Consider the following 24,894-nt stretch of genomic DNA (forward strand, 5'->3'; position numbering starts at 1 on the left):
GAAGTCCTCCGGTGTGGTGGGGCTGCGGTGTCCGGGCGTCAGCCCTTGGGGCGCTTGAAGTAGGCGATGGGGTTGGTCTGGACGGGGGCGTTCACGTTGCCCGCCGGGACGTCGGCGGGGGTGCTGCCGGGGAGCACGGTGACGAGCTCCCACCCGTCGTCGCCCCAGTTGTCGAGGATCTGCTTGGTGGCGTGGATCATGAGCGGCACGGTGGCGTATTCCCAGGTAGTCATGGCCCCAGCGTAGCCACGAACGCGGGGACGCGCTCCGCCGTGACGGGCCGCACACCGGCTGCGGCCAGGTTCGCGCTTGTAGACTGTCCGAATGGCTTCCCGCAAGAACCCTGCCACGCAGGCACCGTCAGCCCTGGGCAACGTCGTGGCGTTCATCGCCACGAGCGTCGTTGCCGGCATCGTGGCCGCCGGTCTCCTGGTCCCCCCCGCAGCCGCCACCGGTCTCGCCGCCAACGCCTCCATCGGGTGGTTCAAGGACCTCCCGGCCCAGATGGAGGCGGGGCCGATGTCGCGCGCCTCCACCGTGGTGGCGCGGGACGGGACCGAGATCGCCACGTTCTACGCGCAGAACCGCACCCCCGTGTCCCTGGACGAGATGTCCCCGCACATGAGTGCCGCGATCCTGGCGATCGAGGACCGCGACTTCTACGAGCACGGCGGCGTGGACCTCGGCGGCATCCTGCGCGCCCTGGGCAACAACATCATCCGCCCGGACGCCCGCCAGGGCGCGTCGACCATCACGCAGCAGTACGTGAACAACCTGCTCATCGACTCCCAGGTCCGCGCCGGCGAGGAGGCCACCACCATCGGCGCCGACAAGGGCTACACGGACAAGATCAAGGAGATCAAGCTCGCCCTGTCCATGGAGCAGGAGCTGAGCAAGGACGAGATCCTCGAGGGCTACCTCAACATGGTGCTCTTCGGCGGGCAGAACTACGGCGTGGAGGCGGCGGCCCAGTACTACTGGGGCATCCCGGCGTCCGACCTGAGCATCTCCCAGTCCGCCGTCCTGGCCGGGATGGTGCAGTCCCCCAACTACTACGACCCGGCCGCGAACCCGGAGGCGGCCACCGAGCGGCGCAACATCGTGCTCGACACGATGCTGACCACGGGGGCCATCACCCAGGAGGAGCACGCGGCCGCGGCCGCCGAGCCCATCGAGGTGGACCCCAACCCCACGAACTCCGGGTGCACGGCCGCCGAGATCGCCCCCTACTTCTGCGACTACGTGGAGAACTCCATCCTCCAGGACTCGGCGTTCGGCGAGACCCCCGAGGAGCGGCTCAAGACCCTGCAGCTCGGCGGGCTGACCATCACCACCACGCTCGACGTCGAGGCCCAGCGGGTGGCCGAGGAGTCGGTCAACGAGACCCAGCCGCGGGACGACAACCCGGACAACGTCTCCACCGCGCTCGTGTCCCTCGAGCCCTCCAACGGGGACATCGTGGCGATGGCGCAGAACACCTACTACTCCACCGGCGAGGGCGCCTCCAACACCACGTACAACTTCAACGTGGACTCGTGGATGGGCGGGGCCGGCGGATTCCAGGTCGGCTCGACCTACAAGCCGCTGACGTACGCCGCGTGGATCGACGCCGGCAACGGCGCGGAGGACGAGATCGACGCGACCCGCACCCGCTGGCCCGCCGACCACCGGTGGAAGGCCTCGTGCCTGGAGCGCGGGTACAAGATCGAGCCCGGCAACAACGGCGAGGGCTTCGAGATCCAGAACGCCGAGTCCGGCTACACCCGGGAGATGGAGGCCGACTTCGGCCTGTACAACTCGATCAACACCGCGATCTACGCGATGGCCGAGGACCTCGACCTGTGCGACATCGGCGAGATCTCCGAGTCCCTGGGCATCGTCAACGGCAAGAACGGCGAGCCCGTGGACACCACGGTCCTGGCGTCCCTGCTGGGCGGCTCCGTGGACATCTCCCCGATGACCATGGCCCGGGCCTACTCGGCGTTCGCCAACCGCGGCGAGATGTGCGAGCCCCGCGCCCTCGAGCGGGTCGTGGACTACACGGGCAAGGAGTACGAGATCCCCGGGACGTCCTGCGAGCGGGTGATCAGCGAGGACGTGGCCGACGGCGTGAACTTCGCGCTCAACCAGACCCTGATCCGCGGCTCCGGCTGGCAGCGGGAGATCGGCCTGCCGGGCGCCTCCGCCGCCAAGACCGGCACCACCGACAACTCCACCCAGACGTGGATGATCGGCTACACCCAGGGCCTGGCCACCGCCTCCTGGGTCGGCAACTACGAGTTCGGCTCCCGGTCCCTGAACGGGCTGTCGATCGGCGGGGAGCGCACCGAGGGCGACGACTGGGTGGACGGCTCCACCTACGCCGGCGGCCAGTGGCAGCGGTTCATGGAGGAGGTGGCCCGGGACTACGACACGGACGAGTTCGCGGAGCCCTCCGACCGCGTGCTCGAGGGCCGCAACGGCACCTCGGAGCCCGGCTGAGGCCGGGAGCGGGAGTGGAACGCGTGCACACCCCCCGGGGCGCCGTCGCGCCCGTCCTGCGGACCGCCGCCGCCGTGACGGCGGCCGGTGCCGGTGCGGCGGCGGGCCTCGGCGCGTGGGGCGTTCTCGTCGAGCGCCGCCGCTTCCAGCTGCGCACGGAACGGCTCCGGCTGCTGCCCGAGGGCAGCGCGCCGCTGCGGATCCTGCACCTGTCGGACCTGCACGTCTGGCCCGGCCAGCGCGCCGTGCGGGAGTTCGTGCACTCGCTCGCGGCGCTGGAGCCGGACCTCGTGGTGGACACCGGGGACAACCTCTCCCACCCCGAGGCGCTGCCGTGGCTGCTGGAGATCCTGGACCCGCTGTTCCGCTTCCCGGGGGCCTACGTCCCGGGGTCCAACTGCTACTTCGCGCCGCGGCCCAAGAACCCGTTCCGCTACCTGTGGCGGGACACCTCCGGGGAGGGTCGGGACGAGGCGCCGCGGCTGCCCACCCAGGACATGCACGACGCGTTCGACGCCGCGGGGTGGACCCCGCTGATCAACCGCTCCGCCCGGATGGAGGTCGCCGGCCTCACCCTGGACCTGTCCGGGGTGGACGACCCGCACCTGGGCTACGACCGGCACCCCGGCTTCGGGGACCCGGCGACGGCGGACCTGCGCCTGGGGGTGGCCCACGCCCCCTACCTGCGGACCCTCGACCGCTTCGCGGCGGACGGCGCGCAGCTGGTGCTGGCCGGGCACACGCACGGCGGGCAGGTCTGCCTGCCGGGCGGGCGGGCACTGGTCAGCAACTGCGACCTCGAGCCGGAGCGCTGCAAGGGGCTCATCACCCAGGGCGGGGTGCCGGTCAACGTCTCGGCGGGCCTGGGGACGTCCCGCTTCGCCCCGATCCGGCTGTTCTGCCCGCCGGAGGCCGTGCTGCTGACGCTCACGGACTGAGCGGCTCTCCCCCGGCCGCCTGCACGCCAGCCGCCTGCACGCCGGCCGCCCGCACGCCGGCCGCCCGCACGCCGGCCGTCCGCGCGGGCGCTTTCAGCCGCCGCGCGGCACCAGGGCCTCGAGCACCGCGGGAAGGCGGGTGACGCCGTCGGAGCCGCAGAAGTGCCCCGCCCGCGGCACCACCCGCACGGGGGCGTCGAGCCGCGCGGCGAGCGCCTCGGTGGCGGCCGCCGGCACGGTCGGGTCGTTGTCCGAGCGCAGCACCAGACGACGCCGGGCGCCGGCGCGCACGGCGGAGACGTCCACGTCCTCGGCGAGGAACTCCTCGAGGAGCGGCACGGCCTCGAGCCGTCCCGTGAAGCCGGCCACGAGCACCAGCCCGCCGAGCGTCCACGGCTGGGGCAGACCGGCGAGGTGGCGCAGGATGGTGATGCAGCCCAGGCTGTGGCCCACCAGGTGGGTGTGCGGGTCCGGCTCGCCGACCGCCCGTGCCACGGCGGCCAGCCACGCCCCGGATTCCGGGAAGGACGGCTCCGGCAGCTCCACGACCTCGGTCCGCACGCCCTCGGCGGCGAGCCGGTCGCGCAGCCACGGGAACCAGTGCTGGTCGGGGGCGGCGTCGTAGCCGTGCACCACCACCACCCGGCGGACCTCCGGCTCCGGGTCGCTCACCCGGAGATCTCGGGGACCGCCACGATGATCCGGTGGTTGGTCTTGTCGCACAGGTACATCTCGACCGTGCCCTCCGGCACCGGGCCGCCCTCGGGCCACTGGTCCTCGGGGATCTGGCGCAGGGGCCCGCCGCAGGACGGGCAGATGGGGTCCATGGTGATCTCCTCCAGGGGTCGGCTCCCGGGCCGGCGGGCCCGTGGCCCGAGCTTCCCCCAAAACGACGCCGCCCACAATCCCCCCGCACCGCCCGGGGCCGGCGGACCGGACGGACGCGGGCGCATGGGCGCGCGCACGGGCCCGGTCTGCCGGGTCCCGGCGGCCCCCGCCGGGCGGACCGGTGCGGCGCCTGTGGTCACACCATAGGATATGGCGTGGACCACCCCGGCTGCCCCGCCTCCCCGTCAGGAGATCCCATGACCGCCCCCAGCACGCACCCCGCCCCCGCCCCCGAGGCCCTGCTGGAGGAGCTGCGGGCCGGGTGCGGCCGCGACGCGGTGGTGGCCTCGGAGCTCGAGCACCGCGCGCTGGCCCACGACGCCTCCCACTACCTGCTGCAGCCCGCGGCGGTGGTGCGCCCCCGCTCGGCCGCGGACATGGGCCACCTCTTCCGCGCGGTCGCCCGCCACGGCCTGGGCCTGACCTTCCGCTCCGGCGGGACGTCCCTGTCCGGGCAGTCCGTGACGGACCAGGTGCTGGTCGACGTCCGGCGGAACTTCCGGGAGGTCGAGGTGCTGGACGGCGGCCGGCGGGTCCGTGTGCAGCCCGGGGCCACGGTGCGGCAGGTCAACGCCCGGCTGGCCCCGTACGGCCACAAGCTGGGGCCGGACCCGGCGAGCGAGGCCGCGTGCACGATCGGCGGTGTGGTGGCCAACAACTCCTCGGGCATGGCCTGCGGGACCGACGCCAACACCTACCGGACGCTGGAGTCCCTGGTGTTCGTCCTGCCCTCCGGGACCCGGGTGGACACCGCGGACCCGGACGCCGACCGGCGGCTGCGGGAGCTCGAGCCCGCCCTGCACGAGGGTCTGCTGCGGCTGCGGGACCGGGTGCGCGGCGACCCGGCGTCGGTGCGCACCATCGAGCGGCAGTTCTCGATGAAGAACACCATGGGCTACGGCCTCAACTCCTTCCTGGACCACGACGAGCCGGTGCGGATCCTCGAGCACCTGATGGTCGGCAGCGAGGGCACCCTGGGCTTCGTGGCCCAGGCGGTCTTCCGGACGGTGGAGATCCTGCCGTTCGCCTCCACGGGACTGCTGGTGTTCCCGGACCTGGCCGCGGCCACCCGCACGGTCCCCGCCCTGGTGGCGGCCCGCTCAGCCACGGTCGAGCTGCTGGACGCCACGTCCCTGAAGGTCTCCCAGCGCACGGGGCTGGCCCCGGCGCAGCTCCTGGACATCGACGTCCGCGACCACGCGGCGCTGCTCGTCGAGTACCAGGGCCGCACGCCCGAGGAGGAGCAGGAGCTCTCGGCGGGCGCCGCCGGGCTGTTCCGCACCCTGGACCTCGCAGTACCGCCCGCTCTGACGGACGACCCCGCGGCCCGGGCCGCGCTGTGGACCGTGCGCAAGGGCCTCTACACCACCGTGGCGGGGGCCCGGCCGAGCGGGTCCAACGCGCTGCTCGAGGACGTCGTCGTCCCCGTCGCGGAGCTCGGCGAGACCTGCGAGCAGCTCACGGGGCTCTTCGACGCCCACGGCTACCGGGACTCGGTGATCTTCGGGCACGCCAAGGACGGCAACGTCCACTTCATGCTCAACGAGCAGTTCGACCGCCCGGACCTGCTGGCCCGCTACGAGCGCTTCACCGAGGACATGGTCACCCTGGTCCTCGACCACCACGGCTCGCTCAAGGCCGAGCACGGCACGGGCCGCAACATGGCGCCGTTCGTGCGCCGGCAGTACGGGGACGAGCTCTACGACGTCATGGTGGCGCTCAAGCGGCTCGTCGACCCGGGCGCGCTGCTGAACCCGGGCGTGCTGCTCAACGAGGACCCAACGGTGTACGTGCGGGACCTCAAGACCGCGCCCACGGTGGAGCAGGAGGTGGACCGGTGCGTGGAGTGCGGCTACTGCGAGCCGGTCTGCCCCTCGAAGGACCTCACCCTCACGCCGCGGCAGCGCATCGTGGGCCGCCGGGAGATCGCGGCGGCCGAGGAGCGAGGGGACACGGAGCTCGCCGGCCGACTGCGCGCCGAGTACGACTACGAGGGCCTGCAGACGTGCGCCGTGGACGGGATGTGCGTGACGGCCTGCCCCGTGCTCATCAACACGGGCGACCTCGTGCGCCGGCTGCGCGCCGAGGACCACAGCCGCGTCGCGGACGCCGGCTGGGGCGCCGCGGCGCGGGCGTGGGGGGCGACGACGACGGGCGCCGGACTCGGTCTGACCGCCGCGAAGGCCCTGCCCGCCGCGCTGCCGGCCGCCGCGACCGCCGTGGCCCGGGCCGTCCTCGGCGCCGAGCACGTGCCGCAGTACAAGGCGGAGCTGCCCTCGGGCGGCCCGCCCCGGCCGCACCGGCGGGACCCGGCCGCGGAGGCCGTGTTCTTCCCGGCGTGCATCAACTCGATGTTCGGCACGGCCGCCCGCCCCGGGGGCGGTACCGGCCTGACCGCCTCGGAGGCGTTCCTGGCGCTGTGCGACCGCGCCGGGGTGCACGTCACCGTCCCCGAGGGCATCGGGAACCTGTGCTGCGGGACGCCGTGGAAGTCGAAGGGACTGCCCACCGGGTACGCCACGATGTCGGAGCGGACGCTGGCCGGGCTGTGGGAGGCGACCCGCCAGGGCGAGCTGCCGGTCGTCTGCGACGCCGCGTCCTGCACCGAGGGCCTGGAGACCATGTCCGAGCTGGCGGCGGCGTCCAGCGAGTACCACGCGCTGCGGTTCGTGGACGCGGTGGAGTTCGTGGCGGACCGGGTGCTGGGGCGGCTGACCGTCAGCCGCCCGATCCGGTCCATGTCGCTGCACCCCACGTGCTCGAGCGTGCACCTGGGCATCACCGGCGCCTTCGAGACGCTGGCCCGGGCGATCAGCGAGGACGTGGTCGTGCCGAAGGACTGGGGCTGCTGCGCCTACGCCGGGGACCGCGGCATGCTGCACCCCGAGTTCACGGCCTCGGCCACCGCGGCCGAGGCCCGCGAGGTCACCGGCCGCCGCTTCGACGCCTACGCGTCCCTCAACCGCACGTGCGAGCAGGGCATGACGGAGGCCACCGGCCACCCGTACCGGCACGTGCTCGAGCACCTGGAGGAGGCGACCCGCTGACCCACGCCCCATTTTTGGTTGTGCACAACTGAGTTGTGCTCAACCGATACCTGTGCCACCATGGGGTCATGGACGCAGATCTCCGGCTCGACGCGCAGCTGTGCTTCGCGCTCTACGCCGCCTCACGGGCCACGACCGCGGCCTACCGCGAGCCGCTGGCCGAGCTCGGCCTGACGTATCCGCAGTACCTCGCGCTGCTCGCGCTGTGGGAGGAGGACGGCCAGACCGTCTCGGCGCTGGGCTCCCGCCTCCGCCTGGACAGCGGCACCCTCTCCCCGCTGCTCAAGCGGATGGAGACCGGCGGCCTCCTCGAGCGCCGCCGGGGGCACGACGACGAGCGGCGGGTCACCGTCCACCTCACGCCGTCCGGCCACCGGCTGCGCGAGCGCGCCCCGGCCGTGCAGCGGCGCGTCCTGGAGGCCTCGGGGCTGACCGCCGCCGAGATGGAGACGCTGCGGGCCCTGGCCCGGCGGATCGGCGCCCCCGCCGATCCGCACGCCGCGGACCGCCCCGGTGCGGACAGCACCGGAACCCGAACCACCACCACCGACACCCAGGAGTGACCAGCATGGACACCGTCTACACCGCCGAGGCCCTCGCCACCGGCGCCGGCCGCAACGGCCGCACCCGCACCACCGACGGCCGGATCGACCTGGGCCTGGCCGTCCCGCAGGAGATGGGCGGCTCCGGCGACGGCGCCAACCCCGAGCAGCTCTTCGCCGCGGGCTACGCCGCCTGCTTCCACTCCGCGCTGCAGATGGTGGCCCGGCAGGAGAAGGTGAAGCTCGGCGACTCCAGCGTCGGGGCCCGCGTGGGCATCGGCGGCAACGGCCAGGGCGGCTTCGGCCTCGAGGTCGACCTCGAGGTCGTGCTCCCCGACCTCGACCCGGCCACCGCGCAGGCCCTGGCGGACAAGGCCCACCAGGTGTGCCCGTACTCGAACGCCACCCGCGGCAACGTCGACGTCCGCGTCACCGTCGCCGACGACTGATCCCCGCTCCCCCAACCCCCTTCCCTCGACCCCCAGGAGAACCGATGACATCCCCCACCAGCACCCGCCAGGTCGTGCTCGCCTCCCGCCCCGACGGCACCCCCACCCCCGAGAACTTCCGGCTCGAGGAGGCCGCGCTGCCCGAGCCCGGCCCCGGCCAGGTCGTGGTCGCCAACCGCTGGATGTCCGTGGACCCGTACATGCGCGGCCGGATGAACGACGTGAAGTCCTACGTCCCGCCGTTCCAGGTGGACCGCCCGCTCGACGGCGGCGCCGTCGGCGAGGTCATCGCTTCCTCCGCGCCCGAGCTGCCCGTGGGCGCCACGGTGCTGCACGGGGCCGGGTGGCGGGAGCACGCGCTCGTCGAGGCCGCCTCGGCCACCGTGGTGGACCCCGCCCTCGCCCCGGAGTCGGCCTACCTGGGGGTGCTCGGCATGCCGGGGCTCACCGCGTACGCCGGCCTCATGGCGGCCGCACGGTTCCGGCCCGGGGACACGGTCTTCGTCTCCGGCGCCGCCGGGGCCGTGGGCTCGCTCGTCGGCCAGATCGCGAAGCTCAGCGGCGCCGCCCGCGTGATCGGCAGCGCCGGCTCCCCCGAGAAGGTCGCCCGCCTGCTGGAGCTCGGCTTCGACGCCGCCTTCGACTACCACGACGGCCCGGTTTTCCCCCAGCTGCGGCGCGCGGCGCCCGAGGGCATCGACGTCTACTTCGACAACGTGGGCGGCGAGCACCTGGAGGCCGCGATCTCCGCGCTGAACGTCCACGGCCGCGTGTGCCTGTGCGGGGCGATCTCGCAGTACAACGCGACCGAGCCCCCGGCGGCGCCGCGGAACCTGGCGCTGGCGATCGGCAAGCAGCTGAGCCTGCAGGGCTTCCTGGTGAGCGGTCACCAGGACCTGGGCCCGGAGTTCCGCGAGAAGATGGCCGGCTGGCTCGCGGCCGGCGAGATCCGGTGGGACGAGACCGTGCGCGAGGGGCTGGACGACGCCCCGCAGGCGTTCATCGACCTGCTCGCCGGGGCCAACACCGGCAAGATGGTCGTCAAGCTGTGAGCTGAGCCGTCAGGCCGTCAGCTCGGCGCCGCCGGCCGCCAGCCGCGCGGCGAGCTCCCGCACCCCGGACACCCTGAGGTCCGGGGTGCGCGCGTACCCCGGCCAGGGCGAGCCGTGCCGGTCGATCCAGGCCGTGCGCAGCCCCGCCCGGGCGGCGCCGTGCAGGTCCCACGGGTGCACCGCGACCATGAGCATCTGCTCCGGCGGCACGCCCCACGCCCCGCTCGCCCAGGTGTAGGCCTCGGACGCCGGCTTCCAGCAGGGGGCCTCCTCGACGGAGCAGACCTGCTCGAAGTGCTGCCGCACGCCCCCGCGCTCGAGCAGGCCCTCGGCGGTGGCCGCGGAGCCGTTGGTGAGGGCCGTGAGCCGGAACCCGGCGTCGGCCAGGGAGCGCACCCCGTCCGGGACGTCCGCGTGCAGGGGCAGCCGCTGCACGGCGTCCAGGACCCGGGCCACGGCGTCCTCCACGTCCCCGGCCGGCGGGTGCAGGGTGAAGAGCGTGCGCGCCGTCTCCTGCCCCAGCACGGAGAACGGCTGGGCCTCGCCGTGGACCGCCAGCGCGAAGCCCTCCCGCAGGACGGAGGCGAACCACGTGGCCGCCAGCTCCCCCGGCACCCCGACCTCCTCGAAGGCGTGGCGCAGAGGGCGCATGTCGGAGAGGGTCTCGTTCACGTCGAACACGAGGACGGGTCTGTCGTCGGTGGTCATTCCGGGGCCTTTCGTTAGCGGTGGTGCGCGGCGCGGTCCGCGCGGGAGCCGGCGGGGGCGCTCAGCCCGCCGGGACGAGCCGGCCCAGGGGGCTGTTCTCGAAGTCGTCGAGGAGGGCCTGCGGGTCCGCGTAGACGGCCACGGCCCCGGCCTCGCGCAGCTCCGCCTCGCTGATCCCGCCGCTCGTCAGGCACACGGCGTCGAGGCCGAGCTTCCACGCGGACTCGACGTCCCAGCGGGCGTCCCCCACCACGATCGCGTCCTCGGGGCGCAGGTTGCCGGCCTCCAGGGCCGCGGCGAAGATGTCCGGGGCGGGCTTGCTGTGCTCGGCGTCCGTGGCGGTCGTGACCGCCGTGAGCAGGTCGTCCGAGCCGAGGGCCTCCCGCATGGCGGCCACCTCGGTGACGTTCGACGACGACGCCAGCACCACCACGAGCCCCGCGTCGGTGCAGCGGCGCAGCAGCTCGGCGGCGCCGCGAGTGGGCTTGAGCCCCGGCCAGTGCACGGAGAACAGGGCCCCGTGGGCCGCGCCGATGGCGTCGTCCCCGTCCCGGTCCCGGTCCGCGGGCAGCAGCTCCTCGATCAGCTGCTCCGAGCCCATGCCGATGAGCCGGTGGATGCGGTGCATGGGGACGTCGTGCCCGGCCTGGTTGAAGGCGTGCCACCAGGCGACGGTGTGCAGGTAGCTCGAGTCGATGAGGGTGCCGTCGACGTCGAACAGGACGCCGCGCCGGCTCGGCGCCGAGCGGTCGGGGGTCCGGGGAGGAGTCATGGCCTCACCCTCCCACCCGGTGGCCGGGTGAGCAATGGGGCGCGGAGTGGCGGTGGCGGCGCGGGTGCTCCGGGGGGACTCGTCCTGCTGTCGTGGAACGCCACCGCTCCCCCGACAACGACTGTGCGGAGGAAGGTCGGGGGCCGCCCGGTCCCGACCTCCCGCCGCTCACTGCACCGGCACGTCGTCGGCGGCGCTGTGCGGGCCGCTCCCCTGGTCCGCGGTGGCCGGACCGAGCGGGAGCCCGCGTCCGTCCTGCTGCGCGCTCTCGTCCGCCCCCGTGCCGTCGACGTCCCGGGTGGAGGCCGCGAAGCGCTGGATCACGGCTGCCGCCGCGTCGGTCATCTCGCCCAGTCCCCGGGCGTCGACGTTGGCGAGGTCGTCGCACGCGCCGTGGTAGCAGAAGTCGTAGGCGACTCCGGCCCGGCCGCCGAACAGCGCGGCCTGCTCCGCGGTCTTGATCCCCTCGGCGCCGGTGAACAGGCCGCCGGAGGGGACGCCCTCGGCGATGAAGGGCCCGTAGTCGCTGCGGCCGCTGAACTCGGTCTCGCCGGAGGCCAGGCCCACGGAGCCGAAGTGCTCGTGGAAGGCCGCCTCGATCGCGGCCGAGCCCGCCGGGGCGGTCACGGGGCCGTCGGGGCCCTGCACGGGCGGGAACGCGGAGTGGTCGCCGTCGTAGACGAACCGCCCGTGGTTCGGGGAGCCGATCATGTCGAAGTTCAGGTACACGGCGATGTCCTCCAGCGCGGCGGGGTCGTTGGCCTTCAGGTCCGCGACGTAGTGCCGGGAGCCGCGCAGGCCGAACTCCTCCGCGCCCCACCAGGCGAAGCGCACGGTGTTCGCGGTCTCCGTGCCCGCGAGCGCCTCGGCGATCGCCAGGATCCCCGCGGAGCCCGAGCCGTTGTCGTTGATGCCCGCGCCCTCGGGGACGCTGTCCAGGTGGGCGCCGACCATCACCGTGCTCCCGGACTCGCCCGAGCCCGTCTCGGCCAGGACGTTGACGGTCTCGCGGTTCTCGGAGACGGTCTGCGCCGTCACGGTCACCTCGCCCCCGCCCAGCAGGGCCGTCCCTGCCGCATGGCTGAGACCGACCACCGGGAGGGTCGTGGCACCGGGCTCCCCGAGCGTGCCGGCGACCACGCCCTCCTCGCCGGGCAGACCGGTGTTGAAGACCAGCACCGCGGACGCCCCGGCGGCCTGGGCGTTGGCGGCCTTCACCCCGAAGGTGCACGTGCCCCGCTGGAGCAGGGCGACGCTGCCCGCCGTGAAGCCGGCGAAGTCCTCGGCCTCGCAGCCGCTGGTGCTCGCGGCCGGGGCGCCGGTGGTGTCCACGGCCTGCACCGGGGCGGTCACCGTGCCGGATCCGGAGTAGACCATGACGGCCGCCTCCGCCGCGGTCAGGGTCCGCGGGACACCGTCCGGGCCGGGCACGGCCACGGTGGTCGGGACGACCTCCTGGAAGAACGGGAAGGAGAAGCTCTGGACCCGCGGGGCGTAGCCGGCGGCGCGCAGCCGGCCGACCACGTAGTCCGCGCTGCCCCGGTAGCCCGGGGTGCCCGAGGCCCGGTTGCCGCCGTTGGCGTGGGCGACGGCCTGGAACACCTCGAGGTGGTCCAGCACCTGCTGCACGGGCACGGCCGCGGCGGTCGGGGCGAGCGCTCCGGCGTCGTCGGCCTCTCCCGGAGCCGCCGTGACGGCGCTCGGCACGGTGAGCGCGAGGGTGCCGGCCAGGGCCGCGGCCACGGTCCATCGGCGGGGTGTGGGGTGCGGCATGGGTCCTCCCGGGGCCTGAGGCCGATCGGGGGCTCGACCGTGTCCGTCATGGGCCCCATCGGGCGGGTGGAGTCCTGCGCACAGGATCTCAGCTCCAGGTCAGAGGCACAATGACCGGACGGATTGTGGCGCCGGGAAGCGCATCGGCCTCAGTGCGGCCGCCTCACTCGGCCTGCCTCTGCGCGGCGGCGTTGCTCGGGCCGCGGCCCTGGTCGACAGCGGCGGGGGGAACGGGAGCCACGATGCCGAGCAGCCGCCGGCCCTCCGTCTCGAGGTCCTGGGTGGAGTTCGCGAAGCGCAGGACGACGGCGGAGGCCGCGCCGGTCATCTCCTCCAGCGTCCGGAGGTCGACGTTGCTGAGGTCGTCGCAGGACGCGTGGTAGCAGAAGTCGTAGCCGATGCCGGCCCGGCCGCCGAACAGCGCCGCCTGCTCCACGGTCTTGATCCCCTCCGCCCCGGTGAACAGGCCGCCGGAGGCGATGCCCTCGGCGATGAACGGGCCGTAGTCGCTGCGGCCGCTGAACTCGGTCTCGCCCGAGGCCAGGCCCACGGAGCCGAAGTGCTCGTGGAAGGCCGCCTCGATCGCGGCCGAGCCCGCCGGGGCGGGCACCGAGCCGTCCTCCGGGCCGAACGCCGAGGCGTCGCCGTCGTAGACGAAGCGACCGTGGTTCGGGGAGCCGATCATGTCGAAGTTCAGGTACAGTGCGATGTTCCCGAGCGTCCCGGCGTCGTTGGTCTTGAGGTCCGTGACGTAGTGGCGGGACCCGAGCAGGCCGAACTCCTCCGCGCCCCACCAGGCGAAGCGCACCGGGTTGGCGGTCTCCGTGCCGGCGAGCGCCTCGGCGATGGCCAGGATCCCGGCGGACCCGGACGCGTTGTCGTTGATCCCGGGACCCTCCGGGACGCTGTCCAGGTGGGCCCCGACCATGACGGTGCGCTGCCCGTCGCCCGCGCCCGTCTCGGCGAGGACGTTGAACGTCTCCCGGCTCTCGGAGACGGTCTGCGTGCTGACCGTCACCTCGCCCCCGCCCAGCAGGGCCACGCCGGCCGCGTAGCTCAGACCGACCACGGGGACGGTCACCCCGCCGGGCTCGCCCAGGGTGCCGGCGACCGCGTCCTCGGCCCCGGCCAGTCCCGTGTTGAAGATCAGCACCGCGGAGGCCCCGGCGGCCTGGGCGTTGGCGGCCTTCACCCCGAAGGCGCACGTGCCCCGCTGGAGCAGCGCGATGTTCCCCGGCACGAAGTCGGCGAAGTCCGCGGCCTCGCACCCGCTGGTGCTCGCGGCCTTCTCGCCGGTCGTCCCCACGGCCTGCACCGGCGCCGTCACGGTCCCGGAGCCGGAGTAGGTCATGACCGCCACGTCGGTCGCGGGAAGCTGCCGGCCGCCCGCGCTGACCGTGGCCGGGGCGGTCTCCTGGAAGAAGGGGAAGGTGAACTTCTGGACCCGCGGGGCGTAGCCGGCGGCCCGCAGCCGGCCGACCACGTAGTCCACGCTGCCCCGGTAGCCGGACGTGCCCGAGGCACGGTTGGCGTTGTTCGCGTTGGCGATGGCCTGGAACACCTCGAGGTGCTCCAGCACCTTCCCGACGGGCACGCCCGCCGCGGTCACCGGGACCACCCCGTCGCGGTCGAGGTGGCGGCGGCCACAGTCGGGTGGTGGTGGGTGCGGTGGCGCATGGGATCTCCCGGGGCAGGGGCCGATCGGGGGCTCGACCGTGGGGTCGGCTCCATCGTGCTGGTGGAGCCCTGTGCCCAGAATCTCAACTGCCCGTCAGCGGCACAACGGTTGGGCGGATTGTGGCGAAGCGAACGGCCCCGCCCCCGGCAGTTCGCGCCGGGGACGGGGCCGTTGCCTGTGCCTTGGGGCCGTCAGGCGGCCGCCTTGTCGTGGCCGTGCCCGTGGCCGCGACCGTGCTCGGAGTGCGGGCCGTGGCCGCGGTCGTCACCCTTGGGGTGGCCGACGGCGCCCTTGCCCTTGTGCCGGTAGGGCTTGCCCTCGCCGTTGACGTCGTGGGTGGACATCGCGTAGCGCAGGACGACCGCCGCGGCGGCGTCGGACATCTCCTCCATGCCCTGGAGGTTCACGTTCGAGATGTCGTCGCACGCGGAGTGGTAGCAGGAGTCGTAGGCGACGCCGGCCTGGCCGCCGAACAGCTCGGCCTGCTCCTCGGTCTTCACGCCCTCGGCGCCCGTGAAGAGGCCGCCGGAGGGGATGTCGGCCTCGATGAACGGCCCGTAGTCGCTGCGGCCGCTGAACTCGGTGTCCCCGGAGGCCAGCCCCACCGAGGCGAAGTGCTCGTGGAACGCCGCCTCGATCGCCGCGGAGCCCTCGGGGACGTTCGTGTCGCCGGGGTCGAAGGTGGAGGCGTCGCCGTCGTAGACGAAGCGCCCGTAGTTCGGGGAGCCGATCATGTCGAAGTTCAGGTACATGGCGATGTCCTCGAACGCCTCGGGGTCGTTCTCCCGCAGATCGGTCACGTAGTGCTCGGCGCCCAGCAGACCGAGCTCCTCCGCGCCCCACCAGGCGAAGCGCACGGTGTTCTCGGTCTTGGTCTTGGCCATGGCCTCCGCGATGGCGAGGATGCCGGCCGACCCGGTGCCGTTGTCGCTGATGCCGGCGCCCTCGAGCACGCCGTCCAGGTGCGCGCCGACCACCACCGTGTTCTCGGGGTCGCCCGTGCCGGTCTCGGCGAGGACGTTGTAGGTGGTGCGGGTCGCCGAGACGGTGTCCGTGGCGACGGTGACCGCGGTGGCGTCCAGCAGGTCCACGCCGACCTGGTAGCTGAGCCCGACCGTCGGCAGCGTGGTGGCCTCCGGGGAGCCGAGGGTGCCGGCGACGGCGTCCTCCGCGTTCGGCAGGCCCGTGTTGAAGATCAGCACGGCGCTCGCACCGGCGGCCTCCGCGTTGGCGGCCTTGACCGCGAAGGAGCAGGTGCCGCGCTGGAGCAGAGCAATGTTGCCCGCCTCGAAGCCGGCGAAGTCGCTCGCCTCGCAGCCGCTGGTGCTGCCCACCCGGGCACCGGTGGTGTCGACCGCCTGCACCGCGCCGGTGACGGTGCCCGTGCCGGAGTAGGTCATCACCGCGACGTCCTCGGCGGCGAGCTGCGTGCCGTCCGCGGCGACCGTGGCGGGGGTGCGCTCCTGGAAGAACGGGAAGTCGAACGCCTGGACCTCCGGGGTGTAGCCGGCGGCGCGCAGCCGCTCGACCACGTAGTCGACGCTGGCCTGGTAGCCGGAGGTGCCGGAGGCACGGTTGCCGTCATTGGCCTCCGCGATCGACTGGAAGGCGTTCAGGTGCTCCGTGAGCTTCTCCTGGGAGACGGCCTGGGTGATCTTGTGGGTGGTGTTGTTGTTGCTGGTGTCGCGGGTGGGGGCCGCGACGGCACTGGTCGCCGTCAGGGTCAGGGCGCCGGCCAGGGCGGCCGCGGTGATCCAGTGGCTGGGCTTGCGGACGGGCATGGAACCTCCATGTGAGCGGCGGCCGGGAGGTAGCCCGGCCGTGACGCGGTTCACAGTCATCGAGGAATGACTCGGATTTGCACATGCTCACAAATGGGTTACCGACCGGTCAATAACTTTTGTCCACTAGTTGGGGGACGAACCCTGGGGGCGACACGGTCCCGACGCCCCGATTTCCCACCCGCCCGGCCGGATGGCTATGATGGAGCAGTTGTTTCCGGCCGAGAGCTTTGCTGTCGAGTCCGGATGCTTCACGGGATGTGGCGCAGCTTGGTAGCGCGCGTCGTTCGGGACGACGAGGTCGCAGGTTCAAATCCTGTCATCCCGACCATGTGATGTCTCAGGACATCGGCAAGGCCCGAACCCACGGATGTGGGTTCGGGCCTTTTGTCATGCCTGGGGCTGGTAGTCGCGGGTGGGGTCGATGGTGAGTTCGCGCAGTAGCTCGCCGGTGGTGGCGTTGACCACACGTACCTGAAGGGCCTGGATGAGCAGAATGACGTGGGTTCCGGCGTGTGTTCGGCCGATGCCGATGTGGCGCAGGGCTCCGGCCACGCGCAGGGTGACGGTGCCGCTGCTGCCCACCCGGTCGTGGCGGACACGGTCGTGGGTGTCGGGATCGCGGCTGGGCCCGGGCAGGGCTTTGGGCATCGCGTGGTAGAGCGTGGCCGGGGTCGCCCGGTGGGGCAGGGAGCGGTGCGGCCGGTGCTGGTTGTACTCGGTGCGGAACCGGTTCAGGAGGCCCTGCAAGTCGAGCAGGGTCTCGGGCTGGTCGGGTTGGCCGCGCAGCCAGTTCTTGAGGGTCTGTTGGAAGCGTTCGACCTTCCCGCAGGTGGTGGGATGGCCGGGTCGGGAGTTTTTCTGCTCCACATGCCAGTCGCGCAGCTGCTGCTCGAAGCCGTTGCGCCCGCCCCGGCGGCCGAGGCCTGCGTGGCGGACGGTGTAGACCATGCCGTTGTCGGTCAGGGTCGAGGCGGGGATGCCGTAGCGGCTGGTGGTGGCGCGGAAGGTGGTGACCACGATCGGGGTGGTGATCGCCCGGTGAGCGGAAAGGTGCAGGGCGTAGCGGGTGCAGTCGTCGAGCCAGGTGATGATCTCCACCTCCTGGCCGCCGGCCAGCCGGTAGTGGGTGAAGTCCGACTGCCAGGTCTCGTTGGGCATCGCGGCCTGGAAGCGGTGCAGCGAGGTCTTGGGTCGCTTCTTCGGTTCCGGGGTGATCAGCCCGGTCCGGGTGAGATAGCGGCTGATCGTGGCGCGGGAGACCTGGTGGCCGTGGTGGTGGTGCAGGTGCCAGGCAATGGTGTCCGGGCCGGCGTCGTGGCCGGCGGCGGCCAGTCGGGTGCGCAGTTCGACGATGAGCTCCACCACGGCGGGGTCCACGGCATTGGGGTGAGTGTGCGGTCTTCGCGAGCGAGGCTGGAACGCGTCGGTGCCCTCGGCGCGGTAGCGGGCCATGAGGCGGCTGACCCAGGCCTCGGACAGACCGTAGCGGCGGGCGGCCTCGGCCTGGGAGAGGCCTTCGGTGGTGATGGCGGTGATGACCAGTTCTGCTCTCGACACGGGGAAGCATCCACCCCGGATGCACCCTGCCGCGGATGTGCGACCTCATGTTGCCGATGTCCCGAGAGATGCCTTGCCTATGTCCTGAACCAGCACACTGTCATCCCGACCACCAGCGAAAGGCCCCGGACCAGTCGGTCCGGGGCCTTTTGCATATCCTGCTCCGCACACCGCGCTGGGCAGGCTGTCCCCGCAAGAAGCGACGCCATCCGCTGATGCATTTGCAAATTCATCGAATAGGCTCAGCACTGTCAGGGCGTGCCCGCCCGGCGGCGGGGACCGGCTGATCCTCCACTCCCCCGCCGCCGCTGCCGCACCCCTGTCGTCGCGGGCGTCATGGGGGCGCCCGGAACGTTCGTCAGCTCCGGGGGGAGTTCTCACCATGAATCTCGACATCGATCGTGTCCTCGACGACGCCGGCACCGGCGTCCTGGGCGCCGTACTCCAGCTGTTCACGGACTGGTCCCTGTGGCTGGGCATCGGACTGATCGTCGCCGCGGTCATCAGCTCCGCCATGACCAAGAAGATCCCGTGGACCCGTGAGGCCTCCGTGTGGCTGTACTCGATGGCCGCCACGGCGTGCTTCGCCGTGCACTGGGCGGCCGTGCCGGCCTGAGCGACGTCGACGCACCCGGCCGAGGCCGAGGGCCGGGTGCGTCGTCGTGTGCTGTGGCAGCGCACGACGGGCGCGGACCGCGCCGTCCCTCCGGATGACCGCGCTCCGGACGCCGCGGCCCTACTTCCGGGCCGAGGAGAAGACCAGCTTCTCGTCCCCGCCCTCGAGATCCCGCTCGGCCAGAGCCCACTGATCCTGCATGAGCTGCTCAAGCAGATCGTCGGTCAGCTGCTGCTGGTCGCCGCCCTGCCCACCCAGCTCCTTCTCGAGTGCCTGCCGCAGGAGATCCTCGGAGAACGGCCCGTCCTGTCCGGTCAGCTCCGGCACGGCGAGGTCGCCCAGCATGCACAGCCCCTCGCAGGTGACCACGAGTTTGAGACCGGCCTCGACCGTCGTCGACGTGGTCGTCGTGGTGCTGGTCGACGTCCGCTCCGTCGCCTGGACCGGCATACCACCACTTACCGGCCGCGCAACAGCGGCAGGTGCCTGCCCGGGGACGAATGAGGACCCGGCGGCGGGCGCCTGCCCAGGGATGCTCGTGCCCGCCGTGCCGCCGACCGGGGCGGCGGCGGCCTGGGCCGTCCCTCCGGCAGGGGCGGCAGAGTCCGCGGTGGCCTCTGCCGTCGGTGCGGGAGAGGACTTGGGCGCCGCCGGGGACGTCGGCTGCGGCGCCGGACTCGTGGTCGGCGTCGCGGTGCTGAGCGGCGGCAGGGGTTCGTAGGTGTGCGCCCCCTTCGCCTCGGCCGCGGCACCGCCGCAGCCGGTGAGGGCGGCGAGCGCGAGGGACGCGACGACGACGGTGCGAGTGGTGCGGCTCATCGAGATCTCCCGGGGAACTGGGACGGAGGTGAACATCAGGCGGACCGGTCCGAAGTGGCGGTCGGGCGTCGGCGCAGCAACCAGGCGCCGAGGCCGGCGCCGACGGCGACCACGACGAGGATCACCGAGGTCATCGCGCTGCGCTCACCGGCCGCAGGAGCTGCCCCCATACCGGTGTTGGCCATGGCCGACTCGGCGTACGCCGCTCCCCCAGCCGTCATGGTGGTCTCCGTGACGACCTCCGTGGAGGTGGTGGTCTGCTCGTCGAACAGGACGAAGGCCTCGAGGGTCGCCGTGAGCTTCTGCTCGGCGTCGGCGTCCGTCACGATCTCGAGGACAGGGGCACCGCCATCCCGGACCGCCGGCTCGGCGTCCGGTCCGGTCGCGCCGTCGCCGGAGTCCGTGTCGCTGCCGGGACCGCTGATGCCGTCGACGTCTCTATCGTCGTCAGTGTCGTTGCCGGTGGGCGTGTCCTGATCGACCGGCGCGTCCCCGGTTCCGTCGTCGTCCGGGGGCGTGGTCTCCTCGTCGGTGACCTCCTCCTCCGGCGCGGTCGGGGCGTCGATCTCGAACCCGGCGCTCGCAGTCCAATCGACCGTGCGCTCCTGACCCGCGATGAGCAGGTCGCGGTACTGGTCGTCGGCCAGGACGGTGAGCTCGGTCGAGGGCATGGTCGCCGTCAGGTCGGCAGCGAGCTCGCCTTCGGTGACCCCGGCGGGCACGGCCAGTTCGAGGTACTTGTCCCGGTCCCCGCCGGTGAAGGTCTGCGTCGTCGTCCCGTCCGCGAAAGTAACGGGCCCGGTCAGGGTGACGGTCGTGGCGTAATAGGCTTCCGGCATCGTGACGAGGAGCGTGTCGGGTCGACCGTCCGGCGCGAAGGACACGGAGACGCGGTAGCCGTCCTGCGGGGCGAGAGCCGGGACGTTGTTGCGCGCGTCCTGGATGAGGAACTCGGCCCGGTCCAGGTGCGACTGCTCGATGCCGACCGGCTGCGGCAGCTCCGCGGTCGACAGGGAGCGCACGGCCCACTGCACCGCCAGCGCCTCGTCCGGATCCTCGGTGGGACCGAAGACAGAGAGGATGTATCCGGCGAGGGCGGCGTTATCCGGCTCCCAGTAGACCGGGCTGTCGCCGACCTTCTCGCCCACCACGTCCTTCCACCCGACCTCCGGGTCGTCGAAGGGCTCGGCAATAGCGTAGCCCTCGTCGTCCAGCACGAGCTCTCCGACGGGGGCCAGGGGCTGGTCCGCGTGGATGCCATAGGCGGTGTCGGTGTTGGTCAGCGCCACCGGGGTGAAGAACGACTCCGCGCCGGTGCTCGGGCTCCCCTCCGGTACCTCGACGAGGTACTCCGCGATCGCCACGGGCACGGCGACGGCCGGCACCGCAGCGACCAGCGTCCCGGTCACCGCGGTGGTGCCGGCCAGAGCCGCCACCGCGAGGAGCTGCGCGCGACGGGCGGGGAGGGGGGAGGGCATGGGAACTCCTGGGGATCGTGGGGGGATCGGCAGGCCGGTGGGCGGCCGACCGATCTTTACTAATGTAATTGCATGGAGGGGGTGCTGCCCGGGGAAGTCACTGTGCGACGCCGGTGTGCGCACAAGAGGGGACGGACAGCGCGGCGGCGTCACGGGACGGGGGTGGTCTCGGGATCGAGGGCCAGGTCGACGATGAGGTTGTTCGTGTACGACCAGGACGGCGCGCCGTCCGGCTGGACGTAGTCGCCTGAGCAGGTGACCAGGGACAGTCCCGGGTCCCCGGTCAGCTCGAAGATGTCCCGCGGCGGGGCGTCCCGAGGGGTCGGCTCCCGCACGGTGGTCACGGTGTAGGAGAACACTCCCCCGGTCCCGTCGGAGATCCACAGCTTGTGCCCCGGCTGCGCCGTATAGAGCGTGGCCAGCGCGGGGATGTCGTACGGATAGTCCACGTGCCCGGCCAGCACCGCGTTGCCCTGCTCACCCCCGATCGGGGCGGAGGCCGAGTACCAGCCGATCGCCGAGCGGTCCTCGTGCGTGGGCACCGTCATGTTCCCAGCCGCATCCGTCGCCATGGATTCGAGCTCCGCGTCGATGCCGAGCGACGGGGAGCAGACCCGGGACCGGGCGGACAAGTCGCCGCAGGTCTCCGGGCCCCGCACCGCGGGGTGGGCCCCCGGGTCACCGGCGGCCCGGGCGTCGTCCGCCGCGAGGGCCGAGACGCTGACGGGGCCGGGAGCGCTCACCGCGGCAGGGTCGCTGTGCTGGACGTCCCCACCGAAACCGGCGGCAGGGGTGCCGGCCAGCCAGGACAGGACCAATAGACCGACCGCGGAGAGCGAAACCACGGCAAGAGCTACTGCCAGCGCGGTGCGGCCCGTACCGGTCGTCGTGGAGCTTGATGAGGACTTGACGGACGGCATCGGGCTACATCTTCAGGACGTTGAGGACCGTGGGTCCGAGCACGGTGAGGAACAGCACCGGGAGGATGAACAGCATCAGCGGGATGAGGATCTTCGTGGGGATCTTCTGCGCGGCCTCCTCGGCCCGCTGGCGTCGTTTGACGCGCATCTCGTTGGCCTGCGTGCGCAGCACCGTGGAGATGGAGATGCCGTACGCGTCCGCCTGGATCACCGCGCGGGTGAATGCGCGTAGATCGGGGACGTCGGTGCGCTGCTCCAGCGCCAGGTAGGCGTCACGGCGTGGAATGCCCACGCGCATCTCCTGCAGCGTGCGCATCAGCTCCTCAGCGAGCGGGCCCTTGCCGTTCTGGCCGGCGCGTGCCATGGCCGACTCGAAGCCCAGACCGGCCTCCACCGCGATCATCATCTGGTCCAGGGTGTCGGCGAGCTCCAGACCGATCGCCTTCTGCCGTTCGGTGCCGCGGGAGTACAGCAGCAGCTCCGGGACGAAGTAGGCGACCGGCACGATGACCGCGACCATCAGCACGATCATGCCGTTGTCCCCGGCCAGCAGGAGGAGAAGCAGACCGAGAAGCACCGCACCGGCCACGGCGTAGACCTTGTAGGCCATCAGCCGGGCCACCGGCCAGTCCGCAGGGCGTCCTGCCTTGGCGTACAAGCCCTCGAGCCGATCCCGCCCGTTCTCCGTGGTGAAACGGCGGGCCCAGCCGAAGTCCGGTGCGTCGCGGATCGTCTCGGTCTCGGTGGCGCCGAAACCGATGCCGAGGTTCTGGCGCACCAGCCGGTCGCCGCCCCAGCGCACGCCGACGGCGAGCCAGATGGCCATCGTGGCCGCTCCGGCGAGGAGGATGAGGCCGAGGAACAGGGAGGTCATGAGAGATCCTTCGAGGAACGGGATGGAGGAGCTCAGAACTGGATCTTGACGACCCGGGACATCCAGAACCCGCCGATGGCGAACATCAGCAGCGCAACGACGATCATCGCGTAGCCGAAGATCCCGCTCGTGAGGAACTGGGAGATGTATTCGGGGGCAATCAACGAGAGGACGGCTGCGATGAGCACCGGCAGGGACATGAGGATGTAGGCGGACATCTTTCCCTCGGCCGACAGCGTCTTGACCTGTCGCCGGATCTGATTGCGCTCCCGGATGGTGCCCGCCACGCGATCCAGCACCTCGGCGAGGTCACCGCCGACCTCTCGGTGGATGCCGATGGCCTGGGCCACCCAGGAGAAGTCCTCGGACTCCATGCGCTGGGCCGTCACATCGAGCGAGGTGTCGAGGTGCATGCCGAGTCGGGTTTCGTTGACCACCCGGGTGAGCTCCTCGGAGGTCGGGGCCTGGGATTCTTTGGCCACCGCGTCCACGGCCCGCAGCAGCGAGTGGCCGGCGCGCAGGGAACCGGCGAACAGCTGGAGGGTGTCGTCGAGCTGATCGGCGAACGCGCGTTTGCGGCGAGCGGTGAGGAAGCCGACGGCGATCTTGGCCACCATGGGCGCCGCGAGCAGGAACAGCACGCCGAGCAGGACGCCTCCGACGATCGTCCCGACCGCTGTGGCAGCTGCCGCGCCAGCGGCCACCAGCACGAGGAAGTCGGCCGGTGAGGACTTGATCCCGGCGTTCTCGAGGGCCGCGGCAACGCGCCGCGTCCAGCCGCGCTCCTCGAGGAACTCGCTGACCGCCTCCGTGGTGACCCCCGTGAGTCGGGTCAGCTGCGACGGGGTCTGGTCACGGGCCGTGCGCGGCGGGCGTCGCCGGTCCATCGGCAACCGCGGGGTGCGGGAACGGAAGACCACGAAGAGGCCGAGCACGCCCGCGAACATCAGAAAGCCGAATCCGAGCAACAGCGGGAGCATCACTTCCTCCCCGGGTCGAAGACGGAGGGGTGGAGCTTGATGCCGTAGTCCTCGAACTTGTCCACGAAGCGCGGACGCACCCCGGTGGAACGGGTCGTGCCCCGGAATCGACCGGTGCGGGGATCCACGCCGGCTTCCCAGTCAAAGAGGAAGGCGTCCTGAAGGGTAACGGTCTCCCCCTCCATGCCCTGGATCTCGGTGATGTGGGTGACGCGGCGGGTGCCGTCGCGGAGACGAGAGAGCTGCACCACGAGGTGGATGGCCGAGGCGATCTGTTCCCGGATCGCCCGCTGCGGCAGATCCATGCCGGCCATCATGACCAGGGTCTCCAGGCGCGAGATGGTGTCGCGCGGGGAGTTGGCGTGGATGGTCGAGAGCGAGCCGTCGTGGCCGGTGTTCATCGCCTGGAGCATGTCCAGGGCCTCACCACCACGGCACTCCCCCACCACGATCCGGTCGGGTCGCATGCGCAGTGAGTTCTTGAGCAGGTCCCGGATGGAGATCTCCCCCTTGCCCTCGATGTTCGCGGGTCGGGACTCAAGCTGGACAACGTGCTCCTGCTGCAACTGGAGCTCCACGGCATCCTCGATCGTGACGATGCGCTCGCCGTGCGGGATGAAGGAGGAGACCACGTTGAGCATCGTGGTCTTGCCCGTGCCGGTGCCGCCGGCCACCAGGATGTTGAGGTGCGCCTCCACGCAGGCGCGGAGCAGGTCGGCCATCTGCGGGGACACCGAGCCGAAGCGGATGAGGTCCTCAATGGTCAGTGGGTCCTTGGCGAATTTTCGGATGGTCAAGGAGGACCCCTTCACCGCGAGCGGAGGAATCACCGCGTTGACGCGTGAGCCGTCGGGCAGGCGCGCGTCCACCAGGGGTGAGGACTCGTCGATGCGCCGGCCCACCTGCGTGACGATCTTCTCGATCACGTGCCGCAGGTCCTGTTCGGAGGCGAAAGTTGCCTCCGAGAGACTGACCTTGCCCTTCTGCTCGACGAACACCTGGTTTGGTCCGTTGACCATGATTTCGGTGACCGAGTCGTCATCGAGCAGCTCCTGGAGCGGCCCGTAGCCGAGAACGTCGTCGCTGACGGAGCGGATCAGCCGGGACCGCTCCTCCGAGGACATCGGCACCTGTTCCGCCGCAACGATGCGGGTTAGCTCCCGGGTGGCGAAGTCCTTGAGGTCGCCGTCGCTGAGGCTCGTGTCGGACTGGCGGGAGCCGATGCGGTCCAGCAGCTCCTGCTTCACCCGCTGCTTGAGCCCGGCCAGCGCGTCGAACCGGCCGACCTGGGTCCGCGGGGTCAGCTCGGCCGCTGTCGCGGCAGCCGGTTCGGAGAAGGACATGGAGCCCCCCGGCTCGTTCCAGCCGGGCTCCGCGGCGCCTTCCGACGACCGAGGATCGGACGTTTCGGCCGGTGACTCTGCGGTCAGCACGGTAGGGTCGCCGGAATCTTGCTCCGGAGTGCGCGCATCGGTGTCGGCGTGCAGCGGGGGGACGCTCTCGCCGCGGGCGGCGGCGAGGCGATCTGCGAGCTTCAT

At 72.1% G+C, this 24,894-nt stretch carries 22 protein-coding genes and 1 tRNA gene; 8 read left to right on the plus strand and 15 right to left on the minus strand.

Going from position 1 to position 24,894, the window contains the following annotated elements; genetic code table 11:
* Positions 1-38: 38 nt before the first annotated feature.
* Positions 39-233, minus strand: a complete 195-nt coding sequence (locus ACZ2G1_RS07320) for a DUF4177 domain-containing protein (protein WP_031282517.1) — start codon at positions 231-233, stop codon at positions 39-41.
* A gap of 91 nt (positions 234-324) precedes the next feature.
* Between ACZ2G1_RS07320 and ACZ2G1_RS07325 the strand changes: the two genes are divergently transcribed.
* Both ACZ2G1_RS07325 and ACZ2G1_RS07330 read left to right on the plus strand, forming a co-directional pair.
* Positions 325-2,481 carry a transglycosylase domain-containing protein gene (locus ACZ2G1_RS07325; RefSeq protein ID WP_470377624.1) on the plus strand — a complete coding sequence of 719 codons (2,157 nt, stop codon included), beginning with the start codon at positions 325-327 and terminating at the stop codon, positions 2,479-2,481.
* A 23-nt stretch (positions 2,482-2,504) separates the two neighbouring features.
* A complete protein-coding gene (locus ACZ2G1_RS07330) occupies positions 2,505-3,419 on the plus strand; it encodes a metallophosphoesterase (RefSeq protein WP_470377625.1) in 915 nt (304 codons plus the stop codon).
* 93 nt (positions 3,420-3,512) lie between these two features.
* On the opposite strand, the gene ACZ2G1_RS07335 is transcribed toward ACZ2G1_RS07330, so the two are convergent.
* Complete coding sequence (locus tag ACZ2G1_RS07335; RefSeq protein WP_470377626.1) at positions 3,513-4,091, minus strand: RBBP9/YdeN family alpha/beta hydrolase; 579 nt, start codon at positions 4,089-4,091, stop codon at positions 3,513-3,515.
* Complete coding sequence (locus ACZ2G1_RS07340; protein ID WP_165979625.1) at positions 4,088-4,246, minus strand: hypothetical protein; 159 nt, start codon at positions 4,244-4,246, stop codon at positions 4,088-4,090. The genes ACZ2G1_RS07335 and ACZ2G1_RS07340 overlap by 4 nt, the downstream gene beginning before the upstream one ends.
* Before the next feature lie 258 nt (positions 4,247-4,504).
* Here ACZ2G1_RS07340 and ACZ2G1_RS07345 point away from each other — a divergent pair, with 258 nt between their 5' ends.
* The 4 genes from ACZ2G1_RS07345 to ACZ2G1_RS07360 all read left to right on the plus strand — a co-directional run bounded on the left by ACZ2G1_RS07345 (position 4,505) and on the right by ACZ2G1_RS07360 (position 9,397).
* Complete coding sequence (locus ACZ2G1_RS07345; RefSeq protein WP_470377627.1) at positions 4,505-7,354, plus strand: FAD-binding and (Fe-S)-binding domain-containing protein; 2,850 nt, start codon at positions 4,505-4,507, stop codon at positions 7,352-7,354.
* Between the two features lie 68 nt (positions 7,355-7,422).
* Positions 7,423-7,917: a MarR family winged helix-turn-helix transcriptional regulator gene (locus ACZ2G1_RS07350; protein ID WP_109243638.1), complete on the plus strand. Its 495-nt coding sequence runs from the start codon at positions 7,423-7,425 to the stop codon at positions 7,915-7,917.
* A 5-nt stretch (positions 7,918-7,922) separates the two neighbouring features.
* Entirely contained in the window at positions 7,923-8,345 is a 423-nt protein-coding gene (locus ACZ2G1_RS07355) for an organic hydroperoxide resistance protein (protein ID WP_323633166.1), read from the plus strand.
* A 44-nt stretch (positions 8,346-8,389) separates the two neighbouring features.
* Positions 8,390-9,397 (plus strand): NADP-dependent oxidoreductase, encoded by a 1,008-nt coding sequence (locus tag ACZ2G1_RS07360; RefSeq protein ID WP_470377628.1) that lies wholly within the window; start codon positions 8,390-8,392, stop codon positions 9,395-9,397.
* Positions 9,398-9,406: 9 nt separating this feature from the next.
* Here the strand turns inward: ACZ2G1_RS07360 and ACZ2G1_RS07365 are convergent, their stop codons facing one another.
* The 5 genes from ACZ2G1_RS07365 to ACZ2G1_RS07385 form a co-directional block, all read right to left on the minus strand.
* Positions 9,407-10,105, minus strand: a complete 699-nt coding sequence (locus ACZ2G1_RS07365) for a haloacid dehalogenase type II (RefSeq protein WP_470377629.1) — start codon at positions 10,103-10,105, stop codon at positions 9,407-9,409.
* Positions 10,106-10,166: 61 nt separating this feature from the next.
* Entirely contained in the window at positions 10,167-10,877 is a 711-nt protein-coding gene (locus ACZ2G1_RS07370; protein WP_052133114.1) for an HAD family hydrolase, read from the minus strand.
* A 168-nt stretch (positions 10,878-11,045) separates the two neighbouring features.
* Positions 11,046-12,650 carry a M20/M25/M40 family metallo-hydrolase gene (locus ACZ2G1_RS07375; protein ID WP_470377630.1) on the minus strand — a complete coding sequence of 535 codons (1,605 nt, stop codon included), beginning with the start codon at positions 12,648-12,650 and terminating at the stop codon, positions 11,046-11,048.
* A gap of 163 nt (positions 12,651-12,813) precedes the next feature.
* Positions 12,814-14,244, minus strand: coding sequence for a M28 family peptidase (locus ACZ2G1_RS07380; RefSeq protein ID WP_470377631.1), 1,431 nt, complete (start codon positions 14,242-14,244; stop codon positions 12,814-12,816).
* Positions 14,245-14,519: 275 nt separating this feature from the next.
* Positions 14,520-16,109 carry a M20/M25/M40 family metallo-hydrolase gene (locus tag ACZ2G1_RS07385; RefSeq protein WP_470377632.1) on the minus strand — a complete coding sequence of 530 codons (1,590 nt, stop codon included), beginning with the start codon at positions 16,107-16,109 and terminating at the stop codon, positions 14,520-14,522.
* Positions 16,110-16,363: 254 nt separating this feature from the next.
* On the opposite strand from ACZ2G1_RS07385, the gene ACZ2G1_RS07390 reads away from it, so the two are divergent.
* Positions 16,364-16,440: transfer RNA gene (locus tag ACZ2G1_RS07390), tRNA-Pro, on the plus strand.
* Positions 16,441-16,499: 59 nt separating this feature from the next.
* Here the strand turns inward: ACZ2G1_RS07390 and ACZ2G1_RS07395 are convergent.
* A complete protein-coding gene (locus ACZ2G1_RS07395) occupies positions 16,500-17,669 on the minus strand; it encodes an IS481 family transposase (RefSeq protein WP_470377342.1) in 1,170 nt (389 codons plus the stop codon).
* A 382-nt stretch (positions 17,670-18,051) separates the two neighbouring features.
* Between ACZ2G1_RS07395 and ACZ2G1_RS07400 the strand changes: the two genes are divergently transcribed.
* The gene (locus ACZ2G1_RS07400) at positions 18,052-18,285 is read left to right on the plus strand and encodes a hypothetical protein (RefSeq protein ID WP_109221937.1); all 234 of its coding nucleotides are present in this window, start codon (positions 18,052-18,054) and stop codon (positions 18,283-18,285) included.
* Positions 18,286-18,405: 120 nt separating this feature from the next.
* On the opposite strand, the gene ACZ2G1_RS07405 is transcribed toward ACZ2G1_RS07400, so the two are convergent.
* The 6 genes from ACZ2G1_RS07405 to ACZ2G1_RS07430 all read right to left on the minus strand — a co-directional run bounded on the left by ACZ2G1_RS07405 (position 18,406) and on the right by ACZ2G1_RS07430 (position 24,894).
* On the minus strand, positions 18,406-19,104 hold the full coding sequence (locus tag ACZ2G1_RS07405; protein WP_470377633.1) for a hypothetical protein: 699 nt from the start codon (positions 19,102-19,104) through the stop codon (positions 18,406-18,408).
* A gap of 35 nt (positions 19,105-19,139) precedes the next feature.
* Positions 19,140-20,582 (minus strand): hypothetical protein, encoded by a 1,443-nt coding sequence (locus ACZ2G1_RS07410; RefSeq protein ID WP_470377634.1) that lies wholly within the window; start codon positions 20,580-20,582, stop codon positions 19,140-19,142.
* 149 nt (positions 20,583-20,731) lie between these two features.
* Positions 20,732-21,502, minus strand: a complete 771-nt coding sequence (locus ACZ2G1_RS07415) for a class F sortase (RefSeq protein ID WP_251355451.1) — start codon at positions 21,500-21,502, stop codon at positions 20,732-20,734.
* A 4-nt stretch (positions 21,503-21,506) separates the two neighbouring features.
* Positions 21,507-22,376 carry a type II secretion system F family protein gene (locus ACZ2G1_RS07420; protein ID WP_470377635.1) on the minus strand — a complete coding sequence of 290 codons (870 nt, stop codon included), beginning with the start codon at positions 22,374-22,376 and terminating at the stop codon, positions 21,507-21,509.
* A gap of 32 nt (positions 22,377-22,408) precedes the next feature.
* Positions 22,409-23,356, minus strand: coding sequence for a type II secretion system F family protein (locus ACZ2G1_RS07425; RefSeq protein WP_470377636.1), 948 nt, complete (start codon positions 23,354-23,356; stop codon positions 22,409-22,411).
* Entirely contained in the window at positions 23,356-24,894 is a 1,539-nt protein-coding gene (locus tag ACZ2G1_RS07430; RefSeq protein WP_470377637.1) for a CpaF family protein, read from the minus strand. Before ACZ2G1_RS07430 ends, ACZ2G1_RS07425 begins: the two co-directional genes overlap by 1 nt.

The sequence above is a fragment of the Kocuria sp. KKT182 genome (assembly GCF_055635395.1).

Bases quoted from the DNA above. Each gene is read 5' to 3' on its own strand.
- ACZ2G1_RS07320 (WP_031282517.1), bottom strand. From the start codon at position 233: ATGACTACCTGGGAATACGCCACCGTGCCGCTCATGATCCACGCCACC.
- ACZ2G1_RS07325 (WP_470377624.1), top strand. From the start codon at position 325: ATGGCTTCCCGCAAGAACCCTGCCACGCAGGCACCGTCAGCCCTGGGC.
- ACZ2G1_RS07340 (WP_165979625.1), bottom strand. From the start codon at position 4,246: ATGGACCCCATCTGCCCGTCCTGCGGCGGGCCCCTGCGCCAGATCCCC.
- ACZ2G1_RS07345 (WP_470377627.1), top strand. From the start codon at position 4,505: ATGACCGCCCCCAGCACGCACCCCGCCCCCGCCCCCGAGGCCCTGCTG.
- ACZ2G1_RS07350 (WP_109243638.1), top strand. From the start codon at position 7,423: ATGGACGCAGATCTCCGGCTCGACGCGCAGCTGTGCTTCGCGCTCTAC.
- ACZ2G1_RS07355 (WP_323633166.1), top strand. From the start codon at position 7,923: ATGGACACCGTCTACACCGCCGAGGCCCTCGCCACCGGCGCCGGCCGC.
- ACZ2G1_RS07360 (WP_470377628.1), top strand. From the start codon at position 8,390: ATGACATCCCCCACCAGCACCCGCCAGGTCGTGCTCGCCTCCCGCCCC.
- ACZ2G1_RS07365 (WP_470377629.1), bottom strand. From the start codon at position 10,105: ATGACCACCGACGACAGACCCGTCCTCGTGTTCGACGTGAACGAGACC.
- ACZ2G1_RS07370 (WP_052133114.1), bottom strand. From the start codon at position 10,877: ATGACTCCTCCCCGGACCCCCGACCGCTCGGCGCCGAGCCGGCGCGGC.
- ACZ2G1_RS07375 (WP_470377630.1), bottom strand. From the start codon at position 12,650: ATGCCGCACCCCACACCCCGCCGATGGACCGTGGCCGCGGCCCTGGCC.
- ACZ2G1_RS07385 (WP_470377632.1), bottom strand. From the start codon at position 16,109: ATGCCCGTCCGCAAGCCCAGCCACTGGATCACCGCGGCCGCCCTGGCC.
- ACZ2G1_RS07400 (WP_109221937.1), top strand. From the start codon at position 18,052: ATGAATCTCGACATCGATCGTGTCCTCGACGACGCCGGCACCGGCGTC.
- ACZ2G1_RS07405 (WP_470377633.1), bottom strand. From the start codon at position 19,104: ATGAGCCGCACCACTCGCACCGTCGTCGTCGCGTCCCTCGCGCTCGCC.
- ACZ2G1_RS07410 (WP_470377634.1), bottom strand. From the start codon at position 20,582: ATGCCCTCCCCCCTCCCCGCCCGTCGCGCGCAGCTCCTCGCGGTGGCG.
- ACZ2G1_RS07415 (WP_251355451.1), bottom strand. From the start codon at position 21,502: ATGCCGTCCGTCAAGTCCTCATCAAGCTCCACGACGACCGGTACGGGC.
- ACZ2G1_RS07420 (WP_470377635.1), bottom strand. From the start codon at position 22,376: ATGACCTCCCTGTTCCTCGGCCTCATCCTCCTCGCCGGAGCGGCCACG.
- ACZ2G1_RS07425 (WP_470377636.1), bottom strand. From the start codon at position 23,356: ATGCTCCCGCTGTTGCTCGGATTCGGCTTTCTGATGTTCGCGGGCGTG.
- ACZ2G1_RS07430 (WP_470377637.1), bottom strand. From the start codon at position 24,894: ATGAAGCTCGCAGATCGCCTCGCCGCCGCCCGCGGCGAGAGCGTCCCC.